This is a genomic window from Phaeodactylibacter sp., from assembly GCF_022763345.1.
Classification (GTDB): domain Bacteria; phylum Bacteroidota; class Bacteroidia; order Chitinophagales; family Saprospiraceae; genus Phaeodactylibacter.
In genome coordinates this window covers 17,497-37,186 of sequence record NZ_JALEGS010000060.1, presented here as the reverse complement: position 1 = coordinate 37,186, position 19,690 = coordinate 17,497, and the positions used below count along the sequence as shown (strand labels likewise).

The 19,690-nt window shown below is 51.1% G+C and carries 18 protein-coding genes; 7 read left to right on the top strand and 11 right to left on the bottom strand.

Annotated features, from left to right (window positions below; genetic code table 11):
- The 3 genes from MRY86_RS16500 to purH are packed head-to-tail and all read right to left on the bottom strand — an operon-like array spanning position 1 to position 3,619.
- Positions 1-1,368 (bottom strand): hypothetical protein, encoded by a 1,368-nt coding sequence (locus MRY86_RS16500; RefSeq protein ID WP_293568329.1) that lies wholly within the window; start codon positions 1,366-1,368, stop codon positions 1-3.
- On the bottom strand, positions 1,349-2,083 hold the full coding sequence (locus tag MRY86_RS16495) for a type III pantothenate kinase (RefSeq protein ID WP_293568331.1): 735 nt from the start codon (positions 2,081-2,083) through the stop codon (positions 1,349-1,351). The genes MRY86_RS16500 and MRY86_RS16495 overlap by 20 nt, the downstream gene beginning before the upstream one ends.
- Positions 2,084-2,089: 6 nt before the next feature.
- Positions 2,090-3,619: a bifunctional phosphoribosylaminoimidazolecarboxamide formyltransferase/IMP cyclohydrolase gene (purH, locus tag MRY86_RS16490; protein WP_293568333.1), complete on the bottom strand. Its 1,530-nt coding sequence runs from the start codon at positions 3,617-3,619 to the stop codon at positions 2,090-2,092.
- Between the two features lie 336 nt (positions 3,620-3,955).
- On the opposite strand from purH, the gene MRY86_RS16485 reads away from it, so the two are divergent.
- Positions 3,956-4,630 carry a T9SS type A sorting domain-containing protein gene (locus MRY86_RS16485; RefSeq protein WP_293568335.1) on the top strand — a complete coding sequence of 225 codons (675 nt, stop codon included), beginning with the start codon at positions 3,956-3,958 and terminating at the stop codon, positions 4,628-4,630.
- Between the two features lie 5 nt (positions 4,631-4,635).
- Here the strand turns inward: MRY86_RS16485 and MRY86_RS16480 are convergent, their stop codons facing one another.
- The 4 genes from MRY86_RS16480 to MRY86_RS16465 form a co-directional block, all read right to left on the bottom strand.
- On the bottom strand, positions 4,636-5,535 hold the full coding sequence (locus tag MRY86_RS16480; protein ID WP_293568336.1) for an aminotransferase class IV: 900 nt from the start codon (positions 5,533-5,535) through the stop codon (positions 4,636-4,638).
- 10 nt (positions 5,536-5,545) lie between these two features.
- Complete coding sequence (locus tag MRY86_RS16475; RefSeq protein ID WP_293568337.1) at positions 5,546-7,447, bottom strand: tetratricopeptide repeat protein; 1,902 nt, start codon at positions 7,445-7,447, stop codon at positions 5,546-5,548.
- A 266-nt stretch (positions 7,448-7,713) separates the two neighbouring features.
- Entirely contained in the window at positions 7,714-8,457 is a 744-nt protein-coding gene (locus tag MRY86_RS16470; protein ID WP_293568339.1) for a hypothetical protein, read from the bottom strand.
- A 92-nt stretch (positions 8,458-8,549) separates the two neighbouring features.
- Positions 8,550-8,888: a YegP family protein gene (locus tag MRY86_RS16465; protein WP_293568341.1), complete on the bottom strand. Its 339-nt coding sequence runs from the start codon at positions 8,886-8,888 to the stop codon at positions 8,550-8,552.
- A 242-nt stretch (positions 8,889-9,130) separates the two neighbouring features.
- Here MRY86_RS16465 and MRY86_RS16460 point away from each other — a divergent pair, with 242 nt between their 5' ends.
- Entirely contained in the window at positions 9,131-9,859 is a 729-nt protein-coding gene (locus MRY86_RS16460; protein WP_293571655.1) for a hypothetical protein, read from the top strand.
- A 73-nt stretch (positions 9,860-9,932) separates the two neighbouring features.
- Positions 9,933-10,307 carry a rhodanese-like domain-containing protein gene (locus MRY86_RS16455; protein WP_293570319.1) on the top strand — a complete coding sequence of 125 codons (375 nt, stop codon included), beginning with the start codon at positions 9,933-9,935 and terminating at the stop codon, positions 10,305-10,307.
- A gap of 37 nt (positions 10,308-10,344) precedes the next feature.
- Here MRY86_RS16455 and MRY86_RS16450 read toward each other — a convergent pair whose 3' ends face one another.
- Entirely contained in the window at positions 10,345-11,028 is a 684-nt protein-coding gene (locus tag MRY86_RS16450) for a head GIN domain-containing protein (RefSeq protein ID WP_293570318.1), read from the bottom strand.
- Positions 11,029-11,182: 154 nt separating this feature from the next.
- On the opposite strand from MRY86_RS16450, the gene MRY86_RS16445 reads away from it, so the two are divergent.
- The 4 genes from MRY86_RS16445 to MRY86_RS16430 all read left to right on the top strand — a co-directional run bounded on the left by MRY86_RS16445 (position 11,183) and on the right by MRY86_RS16430 (position 16,327).
- Positions 11,183-12,436 (top strand): hypothetical protein, encoded by a 1,254-nt coding sequence (locus MRY86_RS16445; protein ID WP_293570317.1) that lies wholly within the window; start codon positions 11,183-11,185, stop codon positions 12,434-12,436.
- Positions 12,437-12,550: 114 nt separating this feature from the next.
- Positions 12,551-14,104: a glycine--tRNA ligase gene (locus tag MRY86_RS16440; protein ID WP_293570316.1), complete on the top strand. Its 1,554-nt coding sequence runs from the start codon at positions 12,551-12,553 to the stop codon at positions 14,102-14,104.
- A gap of 108 nt (positions 14,105-14,212) precedes the next feature.
- Positions 14,213-15,316, top strand: a complete 1,104-nt coding sequence (locus MRY86_RS16435) for an aminopeptidase (RefSeq protein ID WP_293570315.1) — start codon at positions 14,213-14,215, stop codon at positions 15,314-15,316.
- Between the two features lie 279 nt (positions 15,317-15,595).
- Positions 15,596-16,327, top strand: a complete 732-nt coding sequence (locus MRY86_RS16430; RefSeq protein WP_044147793.1) for a hypothetical protein — start codon at positions 15,596-15,598, stop codon at positions 16,325-16,327.
- 131 nt (positions 16,328-16,458) lie between these two features.
- Here MRY86_RS16430 and MRY86_RS16425 read toward each other — a convergent pair whose 3' ends face one another.
- The 3 genes from MRY86_RS16425 to MRY86_RS16415 all read right to left on the bottom strand — a co-directional run bounded on the left by MRY86_RS16425 (position 16,459) and on the right by MRY86_RS16415 (position 19,646).
- Positions 16,459-17,862 (bottom strand): MBL fold metallo-hydrolase, encoded by a 1,404-nt coding sequence (locus tag MRY86_RS16425; protein WP_293570314.1) that lies wholly within the window; start codon positions 17,860-17,862, stop codon positions 16,459-16,461.
- A 70-nt stretch (positions 17,863-17,932) separates the two neighbouring features.
- Positions 17,933-19,102, bottom strand: coding sequence for a hypothetical protein (locus tag MRY86_RS16420; protein ID WP_293570313.1), 1,170 nt, complete (start codon positions 19,100-19,102; stop codon positions 17,933-17,935).
- Entirely contained in the window at positions 19,086-19,646 is a 561-nt protein-coding gene (locus MRY86_RS16415) for a hypothetical protein (protein ID WP_293570312.1), read from the bottom strand. Before MRY86_RS16415 ends, MRY86_RS16420 begins: the two co-directional genes overlap by 17 nt.
- Between the last annotated feature and the right edge of the window lie 44 nt (positions 19,647-19,690).

The window sequence follows — 19,690 nt, the reverse complement described above, 5'->3', positions numbered from 1 at the left end:
TTAATTAAATTTTCGTTTGAAGAACCAAGTGTTATCATTTAATGTAAATCCAAGTGTCATATTGATGTAGGTTTCCCGAAGGGCCTCTTGTAGCCCAAACTGACCAGCCTCCACTGTAAAGTTAATAAAGGAGGTCCGCTGACGGGGCAGGATGATCGGGAAGCCCAAACCGAGACTAAGCCCGTAATCCAGCAACTGATCCCCTTCAAAAGAACGGGGATCATTGCCATAGAAGGCCCCAACCCGGTAACGCACACGCTCCCAGTAGCTGTCGTAAGACAAATAATCCGGGACATACTCGCCTCCAACGCGCACCTGCCATGAATTGGACAAGTCGGTATTGGATTGCGCGTCATTGCGGTAATTGCTCCACTGCGCCAGGCCCATTTCCACACCCAGCCGTACTTTGTTGACGCGCTCGTAAGTTACACCAGCGGTAAACTCAGCAGGCAGCTTCCCTGTACCTTCCACGGCTACCTCGTTGAACAGGGTATCCACCAGTGCGACAGGCCCGAAACTATTGTTAAACCTCCGCCCAAAGCGGTAGGCTTCGGTATTGAACGAGTTGGCGGTATTGCCATGCAAGCCAAAAATCAGCCTGCGGCCTGTTGGTTTCAGCTCGCCGTTTTCATCGGCTTTTTTGAAGGCATAAGTGTACTGAAGGCCTAACCGCCAGAATAGCCCGGTCATGGTATACTCATCCAGAAACTCAGTAGTGTAGCTCAGTGGCAAATCGTCAAATTCCACCCGCCGGCTATTTTCCAATGTGCCCCAGTTGTAACCCAGGGTTAGTCCGCCGGAAAACCCGCCGTAGCGGACGCCATTGCTCCAGCTCAGGCGGTAGGTCTCTCCCCTGCCTCTCAGGAAATTCGTACTCAACCCTGCGGAACCGGCTTCCTGTGTCGTCTCCACATTGTATCCCACTGTCGTGTAGGGCTGCAAAATAAATGCCATGCCCAGCCCAAGTTTGGTGTCCTTTCGGTCCAGGACTTCGTTGATAGGGTTGATGAGTGGAAAAGCCAGCGCAAGGTAGGTCAGATTGCCCGTCCAAAGCGATTCGGAAGCATCCTCTGTAGTGAGGGTACTGTACCGCGCATCAATACCGATTTCAAAAGCCGTAGCGTCAAGCCGGGATAGCGCGGCAGGGTTTAAGGGGTTGATGTGATAGGGGTCGTGGTAGGCAGCCGTAAGTCCTCCCATACCTCCTTGTGCGGGCATGTACTGAGCATTGAAGTCGCCCAGTCCAAACCGCGAGTAAGGAGAATTGATCTTCGGGTCTGCTTCCACAGCAGCGTTCTGTCCCAACACCACAAAGGCACTGCTGCATAAACAGGCCAATACAATTATTCTACTCCAGACGCTTGACATTATATTCCAGAATTTTATTTAGCCCCAGCAGGACCAAATGATGGTTCACAAATATCTCGCTTTTGAGCTTATTCGCCAAAAAAATGGCATCTCCCCCGGTCAGTAATACCTTAACAGGGCCCAAATTAGCTGCTGACCACTCCCGGTAGCCTTCTATTTCAAACAAAACACCTTGCTGCGCACCATTGCGCATGGCTTTTTCGGTAGATCGACCGATCAGCGCCGTTGCTTCCCCCCGCTTTACCTCAGGCAACCGGGCTGTAAACCGGTGCATAGCCTGTAGCCGCATGGATAGGCCCGGTGCAATATTCCCACCGAGGTAAACCCCTTCAGCGCTCAGCCAGTCGTAGGTGATGCAGGTGCCTGCATCTACAACCAGGCAATGCTGCCGGGGCAATAACGCATAAGCACCCACTACAGCAGCCAGGCGGTCTTTGCCCAGGGTTTCGGGGGTCTCGTACTCGTGGCTAATAGGTATAGGAGTTGTTGGGTGTAGCTCAAAAAAGCGAAAATGATGCTGTAACTGTTCCTGCACATCTAAATGCACAGCACCAGCTACATTGGATAAGATGATATTTTGGACGGCTTGGTTGGTTGCATACTCAAAAAAATTGGGCACACTTCCGTTTGGCCATTCCTCGTGCTGAACCAAAGCACCATCGTTAAAAACGGCAGCTTTGGTCCTGGTATTGCCTATGTCGATGGCTAAATTCAAACGGTATTAGTGTTTAAAGTGGCGTACGCCGGTAAATACCATGGACATACCGTTGGCATCGCAATACTCAATGCTGTCTTTATCCCGAATAGAACCGCCCGGCTGTACCACCGCTGTAACCCCAGCTTCACGGGCGATTTCCACGCTGTCCGCAAAAGGGAAAAAAGCATCGGAAGCCATGACCGCTCCGTCCAGCTCAAAACCGAAATGCCTGGCTTTGTCGATCGCCTGCTTCAGCGCATCTACCCGGGAGGTTTGCCCGCAGCCCATGCCCAGCAGTTGCTGCCCGCGCGCCAGTACGATGGTGTTAGACTTGAGGTGCTTGGCGCATTTCAGCGCGAAGATCAGATCTTCCTTTTCCGCCGCTGTTGGTGCCTTTTGGGTTACCGTTTCCAGTTCTGCTGCCGTTTCCATCTTCAGGTCGGCATCCTGCTCGATGACGCCATTGAGCAAACTCTTGAAGCTACGCTCGTGCGCATAAAAAGCCTTGATACGGAGCAAAATGCGTTTTTTCTTTTTGGAAAGAAATTCCTGTGCCTCCGATGCGAAATCTGGTGCGATGAGCACTTCGTAGAAAATCTTGTCAATTTCCTGGGCCGTTGCCAGGTCTACCGTCGTGTTGGCAATCAGAATGCCACCGAATGCGGAAACGTTGTCTGCGGCAAGGGCATCCGTCCATGCCTGAAGCAGCGTGGGGCGTGTTGCTACACCGCATGAGTTGGTGTGCTTGAGGATCGCAAAGGTCGGGGCTGCATCCTCAAATTCGCGCATCAGGCCCACCGCCGCATCGATATCCACCAGGTTATTGAAGGACAAGGCTTTGCCGCCCAGGATATCGAACATATCCTCCAGCTTCCCGTAGAAAGTGCCCGCCTGATGTGGGTTTTCGCCGTAGCGAAGGGCCTGGGCCTCCGGTATGCTTTGCTTGAAAGCCGCCTCAGCCGCTTCTCCCTGATTGAAATAATTGAAAATGGCTGTATCGTAGTGAGAGGAAACGCCAAAGGAACGCAGGGCCAGCGCCTTGCGGTCAGACAACTCCGTTACGCCATCTTTTTCTTTGAGCAGTTTTTCCAGCATACCATATTCTGCCTTGGAAGGCACTACAACCACATCTTTGTAGTTTTTAGCCGCGGCCCGGATCAGCGAGATGCCCCCGATGTCAATCTTCTCAATAATCGCTGCCTCATCGTCTGTGCTGGCTACCGTTTCCTCGAAGGGGTACAGGTCTACAATCACCAGATCAATTTCCGGGATATCATACTGCTTCAGCTGTTCCTGATGGCGCTCCTCTCGCCGGGCCAGGATGCCGCCAAAAACTTTAGGATGTAGTGTCTTTACCCGTCCATCGAGTATAGAAGGATAGGAAGTCAGATCTTCCACCGCATTTACTTCCGCTCCAAGGGACTCCAGGAATTGCTGTGTGCCACCAGTGGAATAGATTTGAACGCCCAAACGTTTGAGCTCTTCCACGATAGGCTCCAGGCCCTCTTTGTGGTAGACGGAAATGAGTGCAGATTGTATTTTTTTGCTTGCCATGGCAGAGGTTTGTTGAACAAGCTGCAAAGGTAGGGATTCAGCCCGAGATGGCAAAGGCGAAAGCCCGTCGCCTTAAGGCAATCAGAAACCTGACATAAGCCCTTTTTTCGGTTGGTTTACGGCCAGCATCGCCCTTACCTTTGAATTGTACGAAACAACAAGCTATGAGAACAAGCGCGCTTGCTCTGACACAGGGTTAACAAGCAGTACTGCCGCCTAAAAAGGTGGCAGTACGCTTCCCCAGGAAATCAAGAACTCTTCATACAAAGCAATTTTAGGTACGCCGGGGCGTCATGTCCCGGCTTTTTTATTCTTTTCAAACTTGAAGCTATGAAAATGAAATGTACATTCATCCTGACTGGCCTGCTGCTCTTTGGCAGCTCGCTGCTTTTGGCGCAGACCGCCCTTGCGGGCCAAATCAATGATGCGGAGGGGCACGCACTATATGGGGCAAATATTGTGCTTTTCAAAAGGGGTGTTTTGATTACAGGTACGGCCTCTGAAGATGACGGGCATGTTGAACTTTCCGGGCTGAATCCGGGAATTTATGATATTCAAATATCTTACCTCGGGCACGAACCCAAAAGCATCCGTGGGTTTAAGATGTTTGCTGGCAAACAGAACTGGCTTTATATTGAACTTATACCGGAACCTGTAAACTTGAATTCAGTGGTCGTCACTGCTCCAAAGCCAAAGTACCTTGACCATTCAAATGGTTGTTCCACATGGGTCTGGTTCGAGAAACCACAAAAAGCTATTCCAACACCTCCATCTTCGATGCCTGATATACACTACTATCCTAATCCCGCTACCGAAGTCGTGACTGTGGAATTGACTCAGCCATTGAAAACGCTGCAAGTTTACACGGCATCAGGGCAGATGATAGCGCAATACCAAAACTTATCTCCCGCTCACTTCAGGCTGAGGGTCGATCAATGGCCAACGGGCACCTACTTTCTGCGGTGTATGGAAACGGACCGGCAGGTGACCTTACCACTAATCGTCGAGTGAAACAGTTAGAATGGTAAAGGCTCCCCTCCCGACCGGGTCATTGCCCGGAAGTAGCCCTTGATTTGTTCTAACAGGTCTTCTTCCATGCGGCTGCGGATGGTGCGCCCGTCGATTTCCGCGACTTTGGTGAGCTCGCCCATCGTGCCCGTGGTGAAGACCTGATCGGCCGTGTAGAATTCGGTAAGCGACAGATTTTTCTCCACGATGGGGATACCTTGTTCCCGGCACAGGTTAATCACATGCTGACGGGTGATGCCCGGCAGGCAGCTGTCGGCATGCGGCGTGTAGACAATGCCTTTGCGGATACAAAATACATTTACCCCATTGGCCTCCGAGACGAAGCCATCTTTGTCAAGCATGAGCCCTGCATCTGCGCCGGCGTGGTTGGCTTCGATCTTGGCCAGGATGTTGTTGATGAGGTTATTGTGGTGGATTTTGGAATCCAGAGACATGGCAGAATTCCGGCGGACCGAAGAGGTGACCAGCGTGATTTCCGGTGGATATACGGGTGGTTTCCATTCCGCCACAATGATCAGTGTGGGCCCAAACTGATTGAGGCGTGGGTCCATGCCTGAGGTTATTTTTTTGCCACGGGTCAGCGTCAGTCTGATGTGGGTTTCGTCCCGCATACCATTGGCTTCCAGGGTTTTAAAAAGCGCTGCTTTGATTTCTTCACTGGAGGGCACCTGTCGGAAAGCCATGGCGTGGGCGGAGTTTTGCAGGCGCTCCAGATGCTCGTCCAGAGAGAATATCCGGCCATCGTACACCCGAATGCCTTCCCAGACCGCATCCCCCCCCTGTACGGCGCTGTCAAAAACAGAGATTTTGGCTTCTTCTCTTGGATACAGCTCCCCATCGATATAAATTAGGAGGTGCTCATTTCTCGGATCGTATTGTTGCAACATGCTAATCAGATCATTTTGGCAAGTAAACTAAAAAACGGGTCCCTTCCCCGAGTACAGACTCCAGTTCGATTTTGCCGCGGTGGCGAGCCACAATCTTCTGACAAATCGCCAGGCCCAGACCCGTACCCTTGTACTTGTTTTTTTCCAGGCGGTGAAAGATCTGAAAAACTTTAGACTTGAAGGCTTCATCAATGCCAATTCCGTTATCCTCTACCGTAATCTGATGCATATCCCCCTGATCCATATAACGCACCCAAACCTTTTTCTCTGGTTTATCATTGAACTTCATGGCATTCGCGATCAGATTCTGGAAGAGCTGGGAAAGCAGTGCCCGGTTACCATTGACCACCGGCAATTGATCCACTTTTATGTTGGCTTGGGTATCCTCAATTTCTGCATCCAATATTTCCAGTACATTCCCGACTACGGTATTCAGATTAAGCGGCTCTAATGCGAGGGACTCCGTATTGCTGACCTTTGCATAGGAAAGCAGCCCATCGAGCAGCAAGCTCATGTGTTTTGTCCCCTTTACGATGAAGTTAATGTATTCTCTGCTCTGATTATCCAGGTCATTAGGAAAACGCCGGGCCAGCAAAGTCGTAAAAGACCCTATGGTACGAAGCGGCTCCCGTAAATCATGAGATACCACATAGGCGAATTCCCGCAGGGAGTCGTTAGAGTTCCGTAAGTCTTCATTCTGAGTTGCCAATACCTTATTGACTCGTTCAATTTCATTAGCTTTTTCCTTCAGCTTACGGTCCGTACGCTGAAGGCGCCTGTTTTTTACATACATCAAGCGAATAAATAAAATGAGTAGAGCTACAATTACTACGGACAGCCAAATCAGGAGCCGGTTGCTACGCTGTTGCTTCAGCAAGAGGCCCGTTTTCTCCAGTTGTGACCGGTATTGCTCCTGTACATCAAAGAGCACACGTGCTTGTTTCTCACCGGTGATTTTTTCTTCTGCAATTTGATAATTGATGGCATAAAAATAGGCACTGTCAAACTGTTCCAGGGCAGCATAATTATGGCTCAGCCCTTTAAGTGCCTCGGCCTCCAGGTCATTAGCGTCGATTACACGGCTAATCTTTACTGATTCGTACAGCGCATTTATTGCAGACCGATAGGCTCCTTTGAGCGCTTCAACCGAAGCGATTTCCAGTAAATTATCAGCGAGTTGATTTTGGTTTTCGATTCTACGATTTATGGAGGCAGCATCCATAAAATAATTCAAAGCCTCATTGAGCTGCTTTTTGCTTAACATAATATGCCCGAGGTGTTCATAGCAGAATGCTTCCGCATCAGGCTTTTGTATTTGCCTGGCCAAATCAAGTGCCTGTAGCCCGTAGCGCTGCGCTTCTTTGAGGTCATCCTGCCGGGCAGCCACTTCTGCCAGGCTTACCAGAGAATACACCATACCGGAACTATCCTGCAGCTCCTGCCGAAGATCCATGGACCGCTTGTAGTACAAGCTGGCTTCCTGAAAGTTATTTTGCCAGCTAAAGACATTGCCAATGTTGTTATAAGAACGCGCCAATCCCAGTTTATCATCAATTTTTTCCCGGATTTCCAATGCTTTGAAGAATGCCTTTGAGGCTTCTGCTACTTTGCCCTGATACCAATACACAATACCTTCCACGTGGAGGGCATCAGCAATAGCTTGCTGGTTGTCGAGCTGTTCTGCGATTTCCAGGGAGCTTCGCGCGTAGCTGTGCGCAGTAGCGGGACGGTCTGATTTATAATGAAAAGCCAGTTCCTTCAGCCAAAAGGCATGCCGTGCTCCGGTTTTGGCCTGATCGAGAGAGTCAAGCAGAGATTGTTCCGTTATGCTGTTTGGCTGAGCAGTTCCGCTCATCGTGAGGAACAAAAGAATGCCTGCAATCGTGGCAATATAATTTTTTTGATGCTGCATATTTATGAGCAAGCCATTCTGGGGCGCGCTGATACGGGTTAATTTAGGTGAATTGTAGCCGGCTGATGGGGCTACACCTGCCTGAACCCTTTATTTTTGGAGCCTTCACTGCCGAGCCTTAGCGGAGTGTGCCTTTCACTTACGATTGGGTCCTAACCGGTGCGCCTGTCCCTTCCAACCATTCGGTCTACGCAAGGGACAAGTTAAGCATTTTACACAAAACATTCCTAATCCCGCTGTAACAGAAGACAGATATCGCTTTCTGATTAAACCGATCCTGCTTTAAGGGCTACCTCAAACAGGGTATGGTAATAAGGAGTACAGCTTTTCGCCAGCGCTTCCAGTTTCGGGGGCAATTCATAGGTACGCTCCTCGTAGGCCTGGAAACCAGTTGAGGTATGCACCCGGCTATACCAATAGCTGGCCCAAACACCGTCTTCAGGGCGCGGACCGGGATGCCATTGCAGCATACCTTCATCAAATGCCAGCCCCAGGCGTTCACAAAGCTGCCGCAGTACCCCCGGTGGGTCCAGTAGCAATTGACGGGCATCCACTACAGCTCTGAGCGTGCCCATTGCTTGCAGCTTTTGGAACAGATAGTACTGTTGTTCTACCCCAATATCATCTATCCCCGGATTAGGGATGACTTTGGCGTAGGAGGCAATGATTGCTCTGGGGTCCCGGATGAGCATAATATTGTCCATATGCTGCAGGAAGGACTCATCCATGTCTACCAGGTGGTGGGTCATTTGCTTAAAAAAGACCACTGGTGTGGAACTGGGACCCATCAGGACCTGCTTCACCACCTCTTCTCCATTATTCAGCTGGCTGCCGAGGATTGCTGATGCCCCCGGATGCACAACCTTTGTCTGCCCATGCTTCAGAAAATGCGCGTACAGGGGCTCATCGACCACCGTGGTATCGGCTCTTTGCCGAAAGGCGTACATCAGGGCGGTGCTTATGTTGCGGGGGCTGGACCATGCATTAATACGTTGTACGGAAGTAGGCATAAATTAAGTACGCTGATGAAACGCTAAAGTAAGAAAAGCTCCTGCAAACCAGTTGATGCAGGAGCTTTTCTAAACTATAAAACGCATTGAGGCTAACTCTCAACCGTCAGGTCTTCAATCGTCGCTTCCGGAGCGTTCGTTTTTACAGACTCAATACCTTTTTCCATGCCCGACTTGGCGGCGTACATTTGGCTGCTACCAATGATTTGCTTGTTACCAGCGAGCAGGTTGAAGTGGAATTTGCCGTTGGCGGCTTCCTTGCGCTCAAAGAGCTCATCTTTGGCGGAGTTTTTCTTTACACTCTCAATGCCGTTCTTAGCGCCCGATTTATTAGCATAGCCCTGGCTGGAGAGAATGACCTGCCCGTTTTTCGCTTTAAGGCGGAAGTAGTATTTCTCGTTATTCTCGCTCTGAAAAATCTCGAATTTCATAGAGGTCTTTGGTTTGGTAGTGTTTTGAATTAAGTGAAATTAATCTTTTGGTTGGGGATTGCCTAAAAGTAGACGCGCTTTTTACGGTAAAGTCACGATGTAACGCATTAAAATTATCTCTTTTTCGCGTTTGCAGCAAGTTTTTATGGCAATTTACCGTTCTGGCACTGCAAACTATGCACCCGGGCCCAACTCTTAAGCCCTCCCTGATGTTCGAATTTGGAAACCTAAACGGAGCTCTAATGCTTAGAACTATCCTGTTTTGCACTTTACTGAATGCCGGGGTTGTTGCGCTGCACGCGCAAGAAAGCGAACCGGACCGCTATCCATTTTATATGCAAATCGGCGGCCACCTATCGGTATTAAATCCCGTGGAAGGCTTCCGGCAAGTGCTGGATCAGAACGGCATCGGCGGTGGTGGCCAGCTCCTTTTTCAGATGGGCCCCGGACGGCCGGTCTTTGCCGGGCTGGACTTCAGCGTAGTCCGCTTCGATGAGGAGACGGTCGGATTTACCACCACTCAAAATGGGTTTCCGGAAAACTACGAGCTGCGCACCCGTACCAATATGCTGCTGGGGCATGTACTCCTCCGTTTTAAACCTTTTACCAACTTCTTTCTGCAGCCTTATGCCGATGGGCTCATCGGGTTAAAACGCCCCTATACCCGCACGCAATACGTACAGCTTTTTGATGAAGGAGAGGAGGATTTGATCGAAGCCTACCCGGAGCTCAATGACAATACGTTCAGTGCCGGGCTGGGCGCTGGCGTGCAGGCCCGATTGACTTCATGGCCGGACTTGCTGCTTGATGCCCGCTGTACTTACCTCATGGGAGGAAGCGCGCGTTACCTGGTGCGCATGGACGATCCACCTGCCGTTTTCGATGACCCTATCGAAGTTTTTGAAGAACGCATCACTGCGACAACCACGCTGCAGTTTCAAATTGGCCTTACGCTACAGTTTGGCCTTTAATACAGCTGTGATCTGCATTACTGAGCCCGCAGCAACAAGCCTCTATCTTTGCCACCAATAAAATCAACATCCAATGTACAAGACACTTTTTATCGCCATCCTTTCCGTTTTCACCCTGAATGCCTGCCAAAGCCAAAGCGCTGCGGAGGAGCAATACGTACTCTCTAAAAAGGAGTATCAGGAGAAAATGACCGCTATCGAGGACTTGCAATTGCTGGATGTTCGCACGCCGGATGAATACAATGCCGGGCATATTGAAGGTGCAGAACTGATCAATTTCTTTGATGATGACTTTGTACAGCAGGTCGAAGCCAGGTTTGATAAGGAGGAACCGCTAATGCTTTACTGCCGTTCCGGCAACCGAAGCGCTAAAGCCACGGCCAAACTCAAAGCGGTGGGCTTCAAAGAGATATACGACCTGAAAGGGGGGTATAAAACCTGGGAGTAGAAAACCGGGGGGCACTGCCCCCCATTCCACTTTTGTATTACAGCTTCCGAATTCCGCCGGAAATCAGGGACCGGATATTTTTAATTTCAGGTTCGCCTGTGTACTCAATACTGCCACCGGTATTGGCATTAGCATCGAGGCGCTTTTGGGCAACGACCTCTGCCATGCCACCCGTATTGGACTTCACGTAAGTGCGCATGCACTGCAATTCCAATCCTTCATACATACCGCCGGTGGATACGGTCACTTCCTGGTCTTCTGTCTGCCCCGAAACCGTGAGCACGCCGCCTTCAGAAGCAGATGCCTCGATAGCGTTCACGTCTACCTCCGCAAACAGCTGCCCGCCACTTGAAGCCCGCAGGTTGAGCTCATCTCCGGTGATGGGGCCTGAGGTACGAACGGACGCTCCCGCACTGGAACGAATGGCCCGCAGGTGATTATAGGTCAGTGTGATTTCGACCCGGTCGAAGTCCTTGAACAAGCCTTCGATAAGCTGTATTTTCAGGGTCTTACCTTTGACGTAAAGCGTAATCTCATCCGCATCAATCCCATCGGTCTCAATCAGAGCGGAAGGCGAATCGCCCTTTACCAATGTCACTGAAATATCGCCGGTCACCGATACCGCGTCGAAGTGGTCTAGTTTTCTGGTCTCTTGTGCATTGGAGGCTACTGCAAAGCCAAGGAGGAGGAGTAAAACAATTGCTCTGAGAATGGTATTCATAACTTCTGGTTTTTTACGTTCAGCTATTTGATGACTTTGGGCAACTTGTTCCCCTATTCTGCGTAGTATATTTTCTGGTTCTTCTGTTTCAGAGGAACTTGGCCACACTTTCATAAGTTCTTAAAACCGATTCCCAAAACTAACCTGATAACCTATGAACCGTTATTCGCTCTTACTCATCCTGGCCATTGGGCTGTGGAGTGGTTGCAATAAAGACGATGATGAGCAGGATTGCACTCCACCAGAGTATACCTGGAATACCCCCACCTTTGAAAGCCAGGGCAGCTGGCTTTGGGTAACGGACACCTCTGGTGCTATCCTTGCCCGTACGGAGGCAGAAAGCCAAAGCAGTGTGCTCTTAATGGCAGAGCAATGCACAGACCGCCCCAATCTCAACCTGTTGGAAATCGCTTCCACTGTAGCACCAGACAATACCAACCGTACCGTTTTCAACCTGACCACCGTTCTAAATGCACCGGACGGATTGAGTTGGGATACCCTGCCCGCTCCCCGCCCCGAACAATGGGAGGTAGCGGTAAGTGGCGTCAGCAGCCTGGACGAACTCCTTTGGCCGGCACAAAGCAAAGAGCTATTTACCGGCGATATCTTCATCGATCCGGCGGCCGACTTACTGAGTTTTGCGCTTCAGGTTCCGGAAGCGGCACCAGCTTATGCCACCCTGCAGGCCAATGGGGAGGCAACGCCCCGTTATCTCTGGGCACCTGCTGCCGGACCGGAAGCTTTCAGTTTTGACTATGATGCTCTGCCCGCTCCGGTACAGGCAGGCCCGATCGGGCTGCCCAATGCCGGCAACTGGCGGTACCGGGTCTTTGGCCTTGCCCCAAATGGTGAAGCCGTTCTGGATTATTCCTCAACGCCAGACCTGGTCAGTGGCAGCTTCGCCCCGCTACTTCCGGCCAGCCTGCCTGATGGGTTCCGGCTGCTGGCCCGGGAAGAAAATACCTTTGAAGGGCTACCCTTTGCGGCGAACCGCTACAACAAGGTCGTCAGTACCCTTCCAGGCAGTATCGCCGCTTCCAATGCAATATTCAGCATGGAGCGGGCAGGCGACACCCTCAGCGTGAGCACCACCGGCGACACTCCCGACCTTTACGTACTGCGCATTATTGACTATCGGGGCGCAGGCCCGTGGCTCAATTGGACGATCTACGGTACTGCTCAGGATTTTGATCGCCTGGTCCTCCCGCAATGGCCGGAAGTTTTCGAGGCCAACCGCTCTGCATTGCTGGGCAACGACAGGCAAACGGTTGCATTGCTCAGCGCACGCTCCTATGACTCCCGCCCCACTTATGGGCAGGTATTGGAAGCCATTGCACAACAACAAACCCACTGGGAAGCTGAACAGGGAATGCTCGAACGGACCCGCGCTTTCCAATTCCAACCGTAAATCTCCGCATTTTCCGGGCATTCAGTTCCGGATAAGTGATGTTTTTACGACCTTAGCGGGCTCGAAAACGGGCGGTGCGACAGCGTACAGCCTTGTATAATCAATCAGGAAACTATGGCACAGCAAAATGATCTGTTCAAAAAACTGGTAGCCCACTGCAAAGAGTATGGCTTTATTTACCAGTCCAGCGAAATATACGATGGCCTGAGCGCTGTATATGATTACGGCCCCTATGGTGTTGAGCTCAAAAATAACCTCAAGGATTATTGGTGGAAAAGCATGGTGCAGATGCACGACAATATCGTCGGGCTTGACTCTGCCATTTTCATGCATCCCAAGACCTGGAAGGCTTCCGGCCACGTTGATGCCTTCAACGATCCACTGATCGACAATAAAGACAGCAAGCGCCGTTTCCGGGCCGACGTCCTCATCGAGGAGCATATGGAAAAAATTGAGGGCAAGATCGATAAAGAGATCACCAAAGCCCGCAAGCGCTTCGGTGATGACTTTGACGAAGCGATGTACAGGGAAACCAATCCGCGTGTGTCCGGCTACATCAAGGAGCTGTCGGAGATTGAAGCCCGCCTGGGTGCCGCTATGTCCAACAGCGACCTGGCAGACCTGAAGCAAATGATTGAGGACCTGGACATCACAGACCCGGATACCGGCTCCCGCAACTGGACGGACGTGCGGCAGTTCAATCTGATGTTCTCTACACAACTGGGCAACATCGCTGGTGCGGAAGGCAAGCTTTATCTGCGCCCGGAAACCGCACAGGGTATCTTTGTCAACTTCCTCAATGTACAGAAGACGACCCGGCAGAAGCTACCTTTCGGTATTGCCCAGATTGGCAAGGCATTCCGGAATGAGATCGTTGCCCGGCAGTTCATTTTCCGCATGCGGGAATTCGAGCAGATGGAGATGCAGTACTTCATCAAGCCCGGCGAGCAAATGAAGTGGTACGAATACTGGAAAGAAACGCGCCTCAAGTGGCACCTTGCCCTGGGTACACCTAAGGAAATGCTGCGCTTCCATGACCACGGTGAGAATCTGGCGCACTACGCTGATGCCGCTGCCGATATTCAGTTCAACTTCCCTTTCGGGTTCAAGGAACTGGAAGGCATCCACAGCCGGACAGACTTCGACCTGGGTGCTCATCAGGAGCTTTCCGGCAAGAAGCTGCAGTTCTTCGACCCCGAAACCAAGGAAAGCTACGTGCCTTATGTGCTGGAGACTTCTATTGGCTGCGACCGGATGTTCCTGGCTACCATGTCGCAAGCCCTTCAGGAAGAGACCGTAACAGGCGCCAACGGAAAGGAGAGCACCCGGGAAGTGCTGAAGCTACACCCTGCCCTTTCGCCCATCAAGTGCGCCATTTTGCCGCTTAAGCGCAATGACGAACGCCTGGTGAATATGGCACAGGATATCTTCAACAACCTCCGCTTGTCCTTCAATGTGCAATACGACGATACCGGCAGTATTGGCAAACTGTACCGCCGTCAGGATGCCATCGGCACGCCTTTCTGTGTAACGGTGGACTTTGAAGCCCTCGATGATCAGACGGTGACCCTCCGCGACCGGGACACCCTGGAACAGGAACGCGTACATGTAGATCAGCTGGAGCAGATCATCCGCAAGCGGGTAGACATGAAGCAGCTTCTAGTGTGACAAGCATCCAATCCTTTTAAAATAAACAAAAAGGCGGGGTCGTCTCGCAGGCGCCCCGCCTCCTTTATGTAACCGTTCACCTCCGGCCGCTAACCAAACCTACGAGCTATGGAACACATCCTTCAAAAGTACGCCCACCTATTGGTCCACTATTGCCTAAGCACTAAGCCAGGAGATAAAATGTACCTGCGCAGCACCACACTGGCTGAGCCCCTCGTGCGTGAAGTCTACCGGGAAGCGGTCAGGGCGGGTGCCGTCGTAGAAACAGACCTCTCCTTCCGTGAACAAGGCCGGATTCTGCTGGAAGAAGCGGGAGCGGAACAGCTAAAGTTCATTTCGCCTCTTTACAAAAAGGCGATGGAAGAATTCGATACCTACTTGTACATCATCGCACCTTACAACCTGCGGGAAGACCAAAACGTAAACCCCGACAAGCGCAAAATCCGTCAGGAAGCCCACGCGCCAGTGATGAAAAAGTACTTCGAGCGCACCGCCACGCTGGATATGCGCCGCAGCCTTTGCCAGTATCCCACCCTTGCCAACGCCCAGGAAGCAGGGATGTCTTTAGAGGAATACGAAAAATTTGTCTTTACTGCCTGCCGTCTCTATGATGAGGACCCCATCCAAAGCTGGACAGAAGTCCGGGAGCAGCAACAGCAAATCGTAGACCTGCTCAACGACCGGGAAGAAGTATATTACAAAGGTGATGGTGTGGACATCCGTTTCAAAATCGACAAGACCCGCCGCTGGATCAACTCTGACGGGCGCACCAACATGCCTTCCGGAGAGGTCTACACTTCCCCGCTTGAGGACTCCGTCAACGGGGTGATCCGCTTTTCTTACCCAGCCCTGTACATGGGGCACGAGGTGGAAGGCGCCACGTTGTATGTCAAAGACGGTTATGTGGAGAAATGGGAAGCCACACGAGGCAAGGATTTCCTGGACCAGATTTTCCAAATCGAAGGTGCCAGGCGTTTTGGGGAAGCCGCCATCGGGACCAACTACCGCATTCAGCAGATGACAAAGAATATTCTGTTTGACGAAAAAATCGGAGGGACCGTGCACATGGCCATCGGGCAATCCTACCTGCAGGCCGGAGGAAAAAACCAGTCAACCGTGCACTGGGATATGATCACTGACATGACCAAAGAGGGTGAAATTTATGCCGATGGAGAGAAAATTTACGAAAAAGGCAAGTTTTTATTCCTCTGAAATTAAACTAAACCGGGTATTCATTTGTGAAAGAGTACGGCAAGATAAAAAGCCGTTTTCGACTTTAAAAGTCTGATGTCTTGTAGGTTTTATTGAAATTTCAGCCTTTCAAAATTTAATGGATTTGAATTTTCTGTATAACTTGCGAATAGAAATGCTTTTTGCCAAAGCCAAATGAATGAAAACGAAAAGCCCTGGTCATCAAGCAAATTATGCATTGGAAAGAGAAAACTCGACGAAACACAATTAAATTAAACCAACATTTAATCTCCTTAAACCGTGAACAATAATATTGCATTTCTAGAATTAAAGTACGGCAACATTTACGGAGGATATCCCAATTTCTACGCCATTAGTGAAATCTGCCTGCTGGTATTTGAACAAGACACCAACCGAATTTTCATAGAAACCTTTATCAACAACGCTAATGTTGACTTCGTGAGCGTCTACTCCAAAGTAGATGAGCTGGGGCATACCGTGGGGCGTGTCAAAGAGGTGGTTAATATGCGCACGCACCGTCGCAAACCATTCCGCGAAGATTTCCGGTTAGATGAAAAAGAACTGGCGGGAGCCTTCAATCAGCTGCGCCCGTCCCGAATGCCGATCAAAAACTTTTTGATCAAGAACCTTCGCAAATACCGTTTCCGTGACCTCATCACCTTTGATGGGCGGCGGGACGTATTCCTCTGCGAGCGCTCCGGCGGCCGTTTCGACCGTTACAACATTATTGACCTGCAAAAGGAGCTCAATAAGGAGACAGATTACCTGTTCTCTCTCAATAAGTTATCCAAGGTCATTAACTTTGAGCATGACCGCAGCTACCTGCGTTCCCACAACCTGGAATATTGGCTGCACCCCATCGCCGACCGTCAGATTGTACCTAAATCTGCCGCTTACGATGCCGCACGCCTGCTGATGATCCACAATGAGTACCGGGACCACCATGACGACTTTATGATGAAAGGGGCACTGCTGCTCAATAAAATCCAGCAAAACAAGCAATCCGAATAGTAATCGCACAGCCTTCTGCGCTCACCGGGCAGAAGACCAGCGTCTCATTGCATAAAATTAGCCCCGCAGTACCCATTGGGTTTATTGCGGGGCTTCCCCTTTTAAGCCCCGCATTGTGGGGCGTACGCTTTTTAAATCCGGTATTCCTGGTGCAATTCGGGAATCTCCACCTGATCAAAGCCATTTTCATTTAAGAATCCCCGGAAGGCTTCCTGTCGGTCCAATGTACCATGCACCAGGAATAGCTGCCGGAGCTTGGGCTTTTGGTTGCGCAAAAAATCCAGGATTTCATGCCGGTCAGCGTGGGCGGAGAAGGAGTCCATAACTTCCACATCGGCATTTACGGGCCGCTCCTGACCAAACACCCGTACTTCCTTCGCGCCATCGCGCAGCCGCCCGCCGGGCGTGTGAGGCGCACAGTAGCCTACGATCAGGAAGGTATTGCGCGGATCTACAACATGGTGGTAAAGGTGGTGCTTGACCCGGCCGGCATTCATCATACCTGACGAACTGATGATGATGCAGGGCGCATTAGAATTGTTCAGCTCCTTGGAAACAGAAGCTTTGCGTACGTACTGTAGCCCATTGAAACCAAAGGGGTCATCGTCTTCCAGCAAGTATTCATTCAATTCATTGTCGTAGCACTCCGGATGGGCACCAAAGATGGTAGTGGCGTTAACCGCAAGGGGGCTATCCACATAGACCGGTATACGCGGCAGTTCGCCGGCAGATGCCAACTGATCCAGCATGTATACAATCTCTTGTGTTCGGCCAATGCTAAAAGCCGGGATAATCAGCTTGCCTTGTTTCTCCACACAAGTCCGCTCAATGATCCGCTGAAATCGCTTGATTTCATTAGGTGCGTTCTCATGGTCTTTGTTGCCGTAGGTGGACTCACAAATGAGATAGTCGACTTCAGGCATAGGTATAGGGTCCCGAAGGATAGGACGGTTGGGCCGCCCGATATCTCCGGTAAACCCAATGGAGGTTTTGCGCCCCAGCTGATCAATGCGCAAGGTAACAGAGGCACTACCCAGGATATGACCGGCATCCCGGAAAAGGACTTCTACCCCATCGTGTATGGTAAACCAGCGGTTGTAGCCATGCCCCTCGAAGAGATTCCAGGCCTGTTCCGCATCTTTTGGAGTGTACAAAGGCTCCACAAAGCCATCCGTACGTCCTTTTTTACGAAGCCGCTTATTGTGGTACTCCGCATCATACCCCTGTATTTTTGCGCTATCCAGAAGCATAATCGCGCAAAGGCTGCGAGTAGCGTGCGTACAATAAATATTCCCCTGGAAGCCATCTTTGACCAGCTTGGGAATACGCCCGCTGTGATCAATATGGGCATGAGAAAGAATCAGACAGTCAATCTTGGCAGGGTCAAAAGGCCACTGTGCATTGAAATCTTCCATGTCATCATCACTCCCCTGATACAGGCCACAGTCCAGCAAAATCGTATAGCCGTCGTCCAGCGTAATAAGGTGAGCACTACCCGTCACTTCCTGAGCAGCTCCGCAGAATTTTATCTTCATGGCTTGGATTGAATTCAGGTTTTGAATTTGTCTGCCATCAAGATAGTAAAATCCAGGGACGCGCAGAATCTTAATCCGCTTCAATCGTCAGCCCACCGTAATCCAGTGAAGCCTCCACCCGGCCAGCACTACTTTGCCGCTGTCCGAAATAACCGGACACGGTATGCCGGTCGCTGGTTTCGATTTCCTCCATCAGGTGCAAGGTATAAGGATAGCGAATGCCGGCGTGCCGCGCCGTAGCCCGGAGCTGGCAATTGACCGAGGGGTTGAGAACCAACCTAAAATCAGTAAACCGGCCTTCAAGCTTAACAGTCCGGAACTGATCGGGCAAGTCCGTAATGCGGACCCTGCTGCTGTCTGCTTCGATGGTTGCGTTGTGGCGGAGCCGATTCACGTAAAGGCGGGAAAGCGAGGTACTTACCTGTACTTCCCGGACCCGGTCGAGCGAGATCTCATCGTACCGCCCCTGATTGGTAAAAATACCGCCTCCATCAACGTAGTAGTTGTCGTAGCGCGTTTCACTCTCCAGTCGGCCGATATTCCGGAACTTCAGGATGGCAGAGCGGCTCCGGACTTTCACCCAATCCCCGGAAGTCAGGCTACCCTCAACATTAACCAAATCGGCATTCAGTCGGGTGATTTGTTCGAGGTTGAGGGTGCCGTCTTTCTGGTTGAGCGTCACTTCGCCCTTAAGGTTTGCACCAAATACATCTCCGCTAAGCACTTCTGCGGACACATTGCCCGTAATATTCTTCACCGTAACCGCCCCGTGCTTGTTCAGTAGGGAAATCGCTGCCGGTTGAGGCAAAAACACCCGGATGGACACGGAGTAATCAGCCGTTTGTAAGCTCGGAAAGGGCCACCAGGTCTGCTCAACCGGTGCAATATTGGTTTGAATATTCACCAACCGCTGCTGTAGGTTCATCTCCGTTTCGATGCGGTCAAAAACCCGGGCTGCTGCAGCCTCGTGTTCCGCCTCTACTTCCGTAAGCGCTTCCACCCGGATACGGTTGTGCGCCCACCCTTCCACACTGACCGGACCGTATTTATTGGAAATATTGACCAATACGGTTGGATAGACCTGGTATTCTTTCTTGATCAGCCTGGAAAAGGTCTCACAATCACAGGAGGACTGCCCCTGAAGAGACCCTGCAAACAGCGTGGCCAACAGCACAAGCGCAATGGTAAAGGTAGCGCCATTGCGCTGCTCTGTTGCCGGAAGCTTAGAGAATCCGGTCATCCGTATTGGCTTTCTTCGGTGGAGTGGACTCAAAATCAGGATCTGCCATCTGTATGCGGTTCAAAACCCGCTCCAGGATGTACACCTTGGCCTGGTAATTTTCCAGCAGGTCTTTTACGATATCTTCTGCTTTGCCGGGAGGAGCAGCCTGAAGCTCTTTGCGCAATTCCGCAATCGTAGCATCCAGGTGCTTCAAATCCTGCTGCACTGCGCCCGCTTGTTCGTAGCTGACCAGCTGTTGGTATTTCTGCTGTATTTCTTCCTGATAGGCCGCTTCCTGAGCGGCATACTGCGCCCCTACGTCTTCCAGAGCTACAATTGAATGGGGCGTTGGCGAATTGAGGTAGCCGCCCAGGGCCACCCCGCAGAAGAGCAGTCCGATTACAGCGGCAGCGATACCCGCTACCCGCCAAAGCAGGAGGCGGCGGTGCTTTCGGCGGTCAAGGTCCTGCCGGATACCGCCCCAGACCTTCAGTTCGGGCACATCGCTATCGAAAGCGTCCCGGTTATCGTGAATGAATTGTTCAAATTGATCGCGGTGCATAGTCTACTTGTCTTAAAACGGGCTTTGCCCGCTTTACCCTGTGA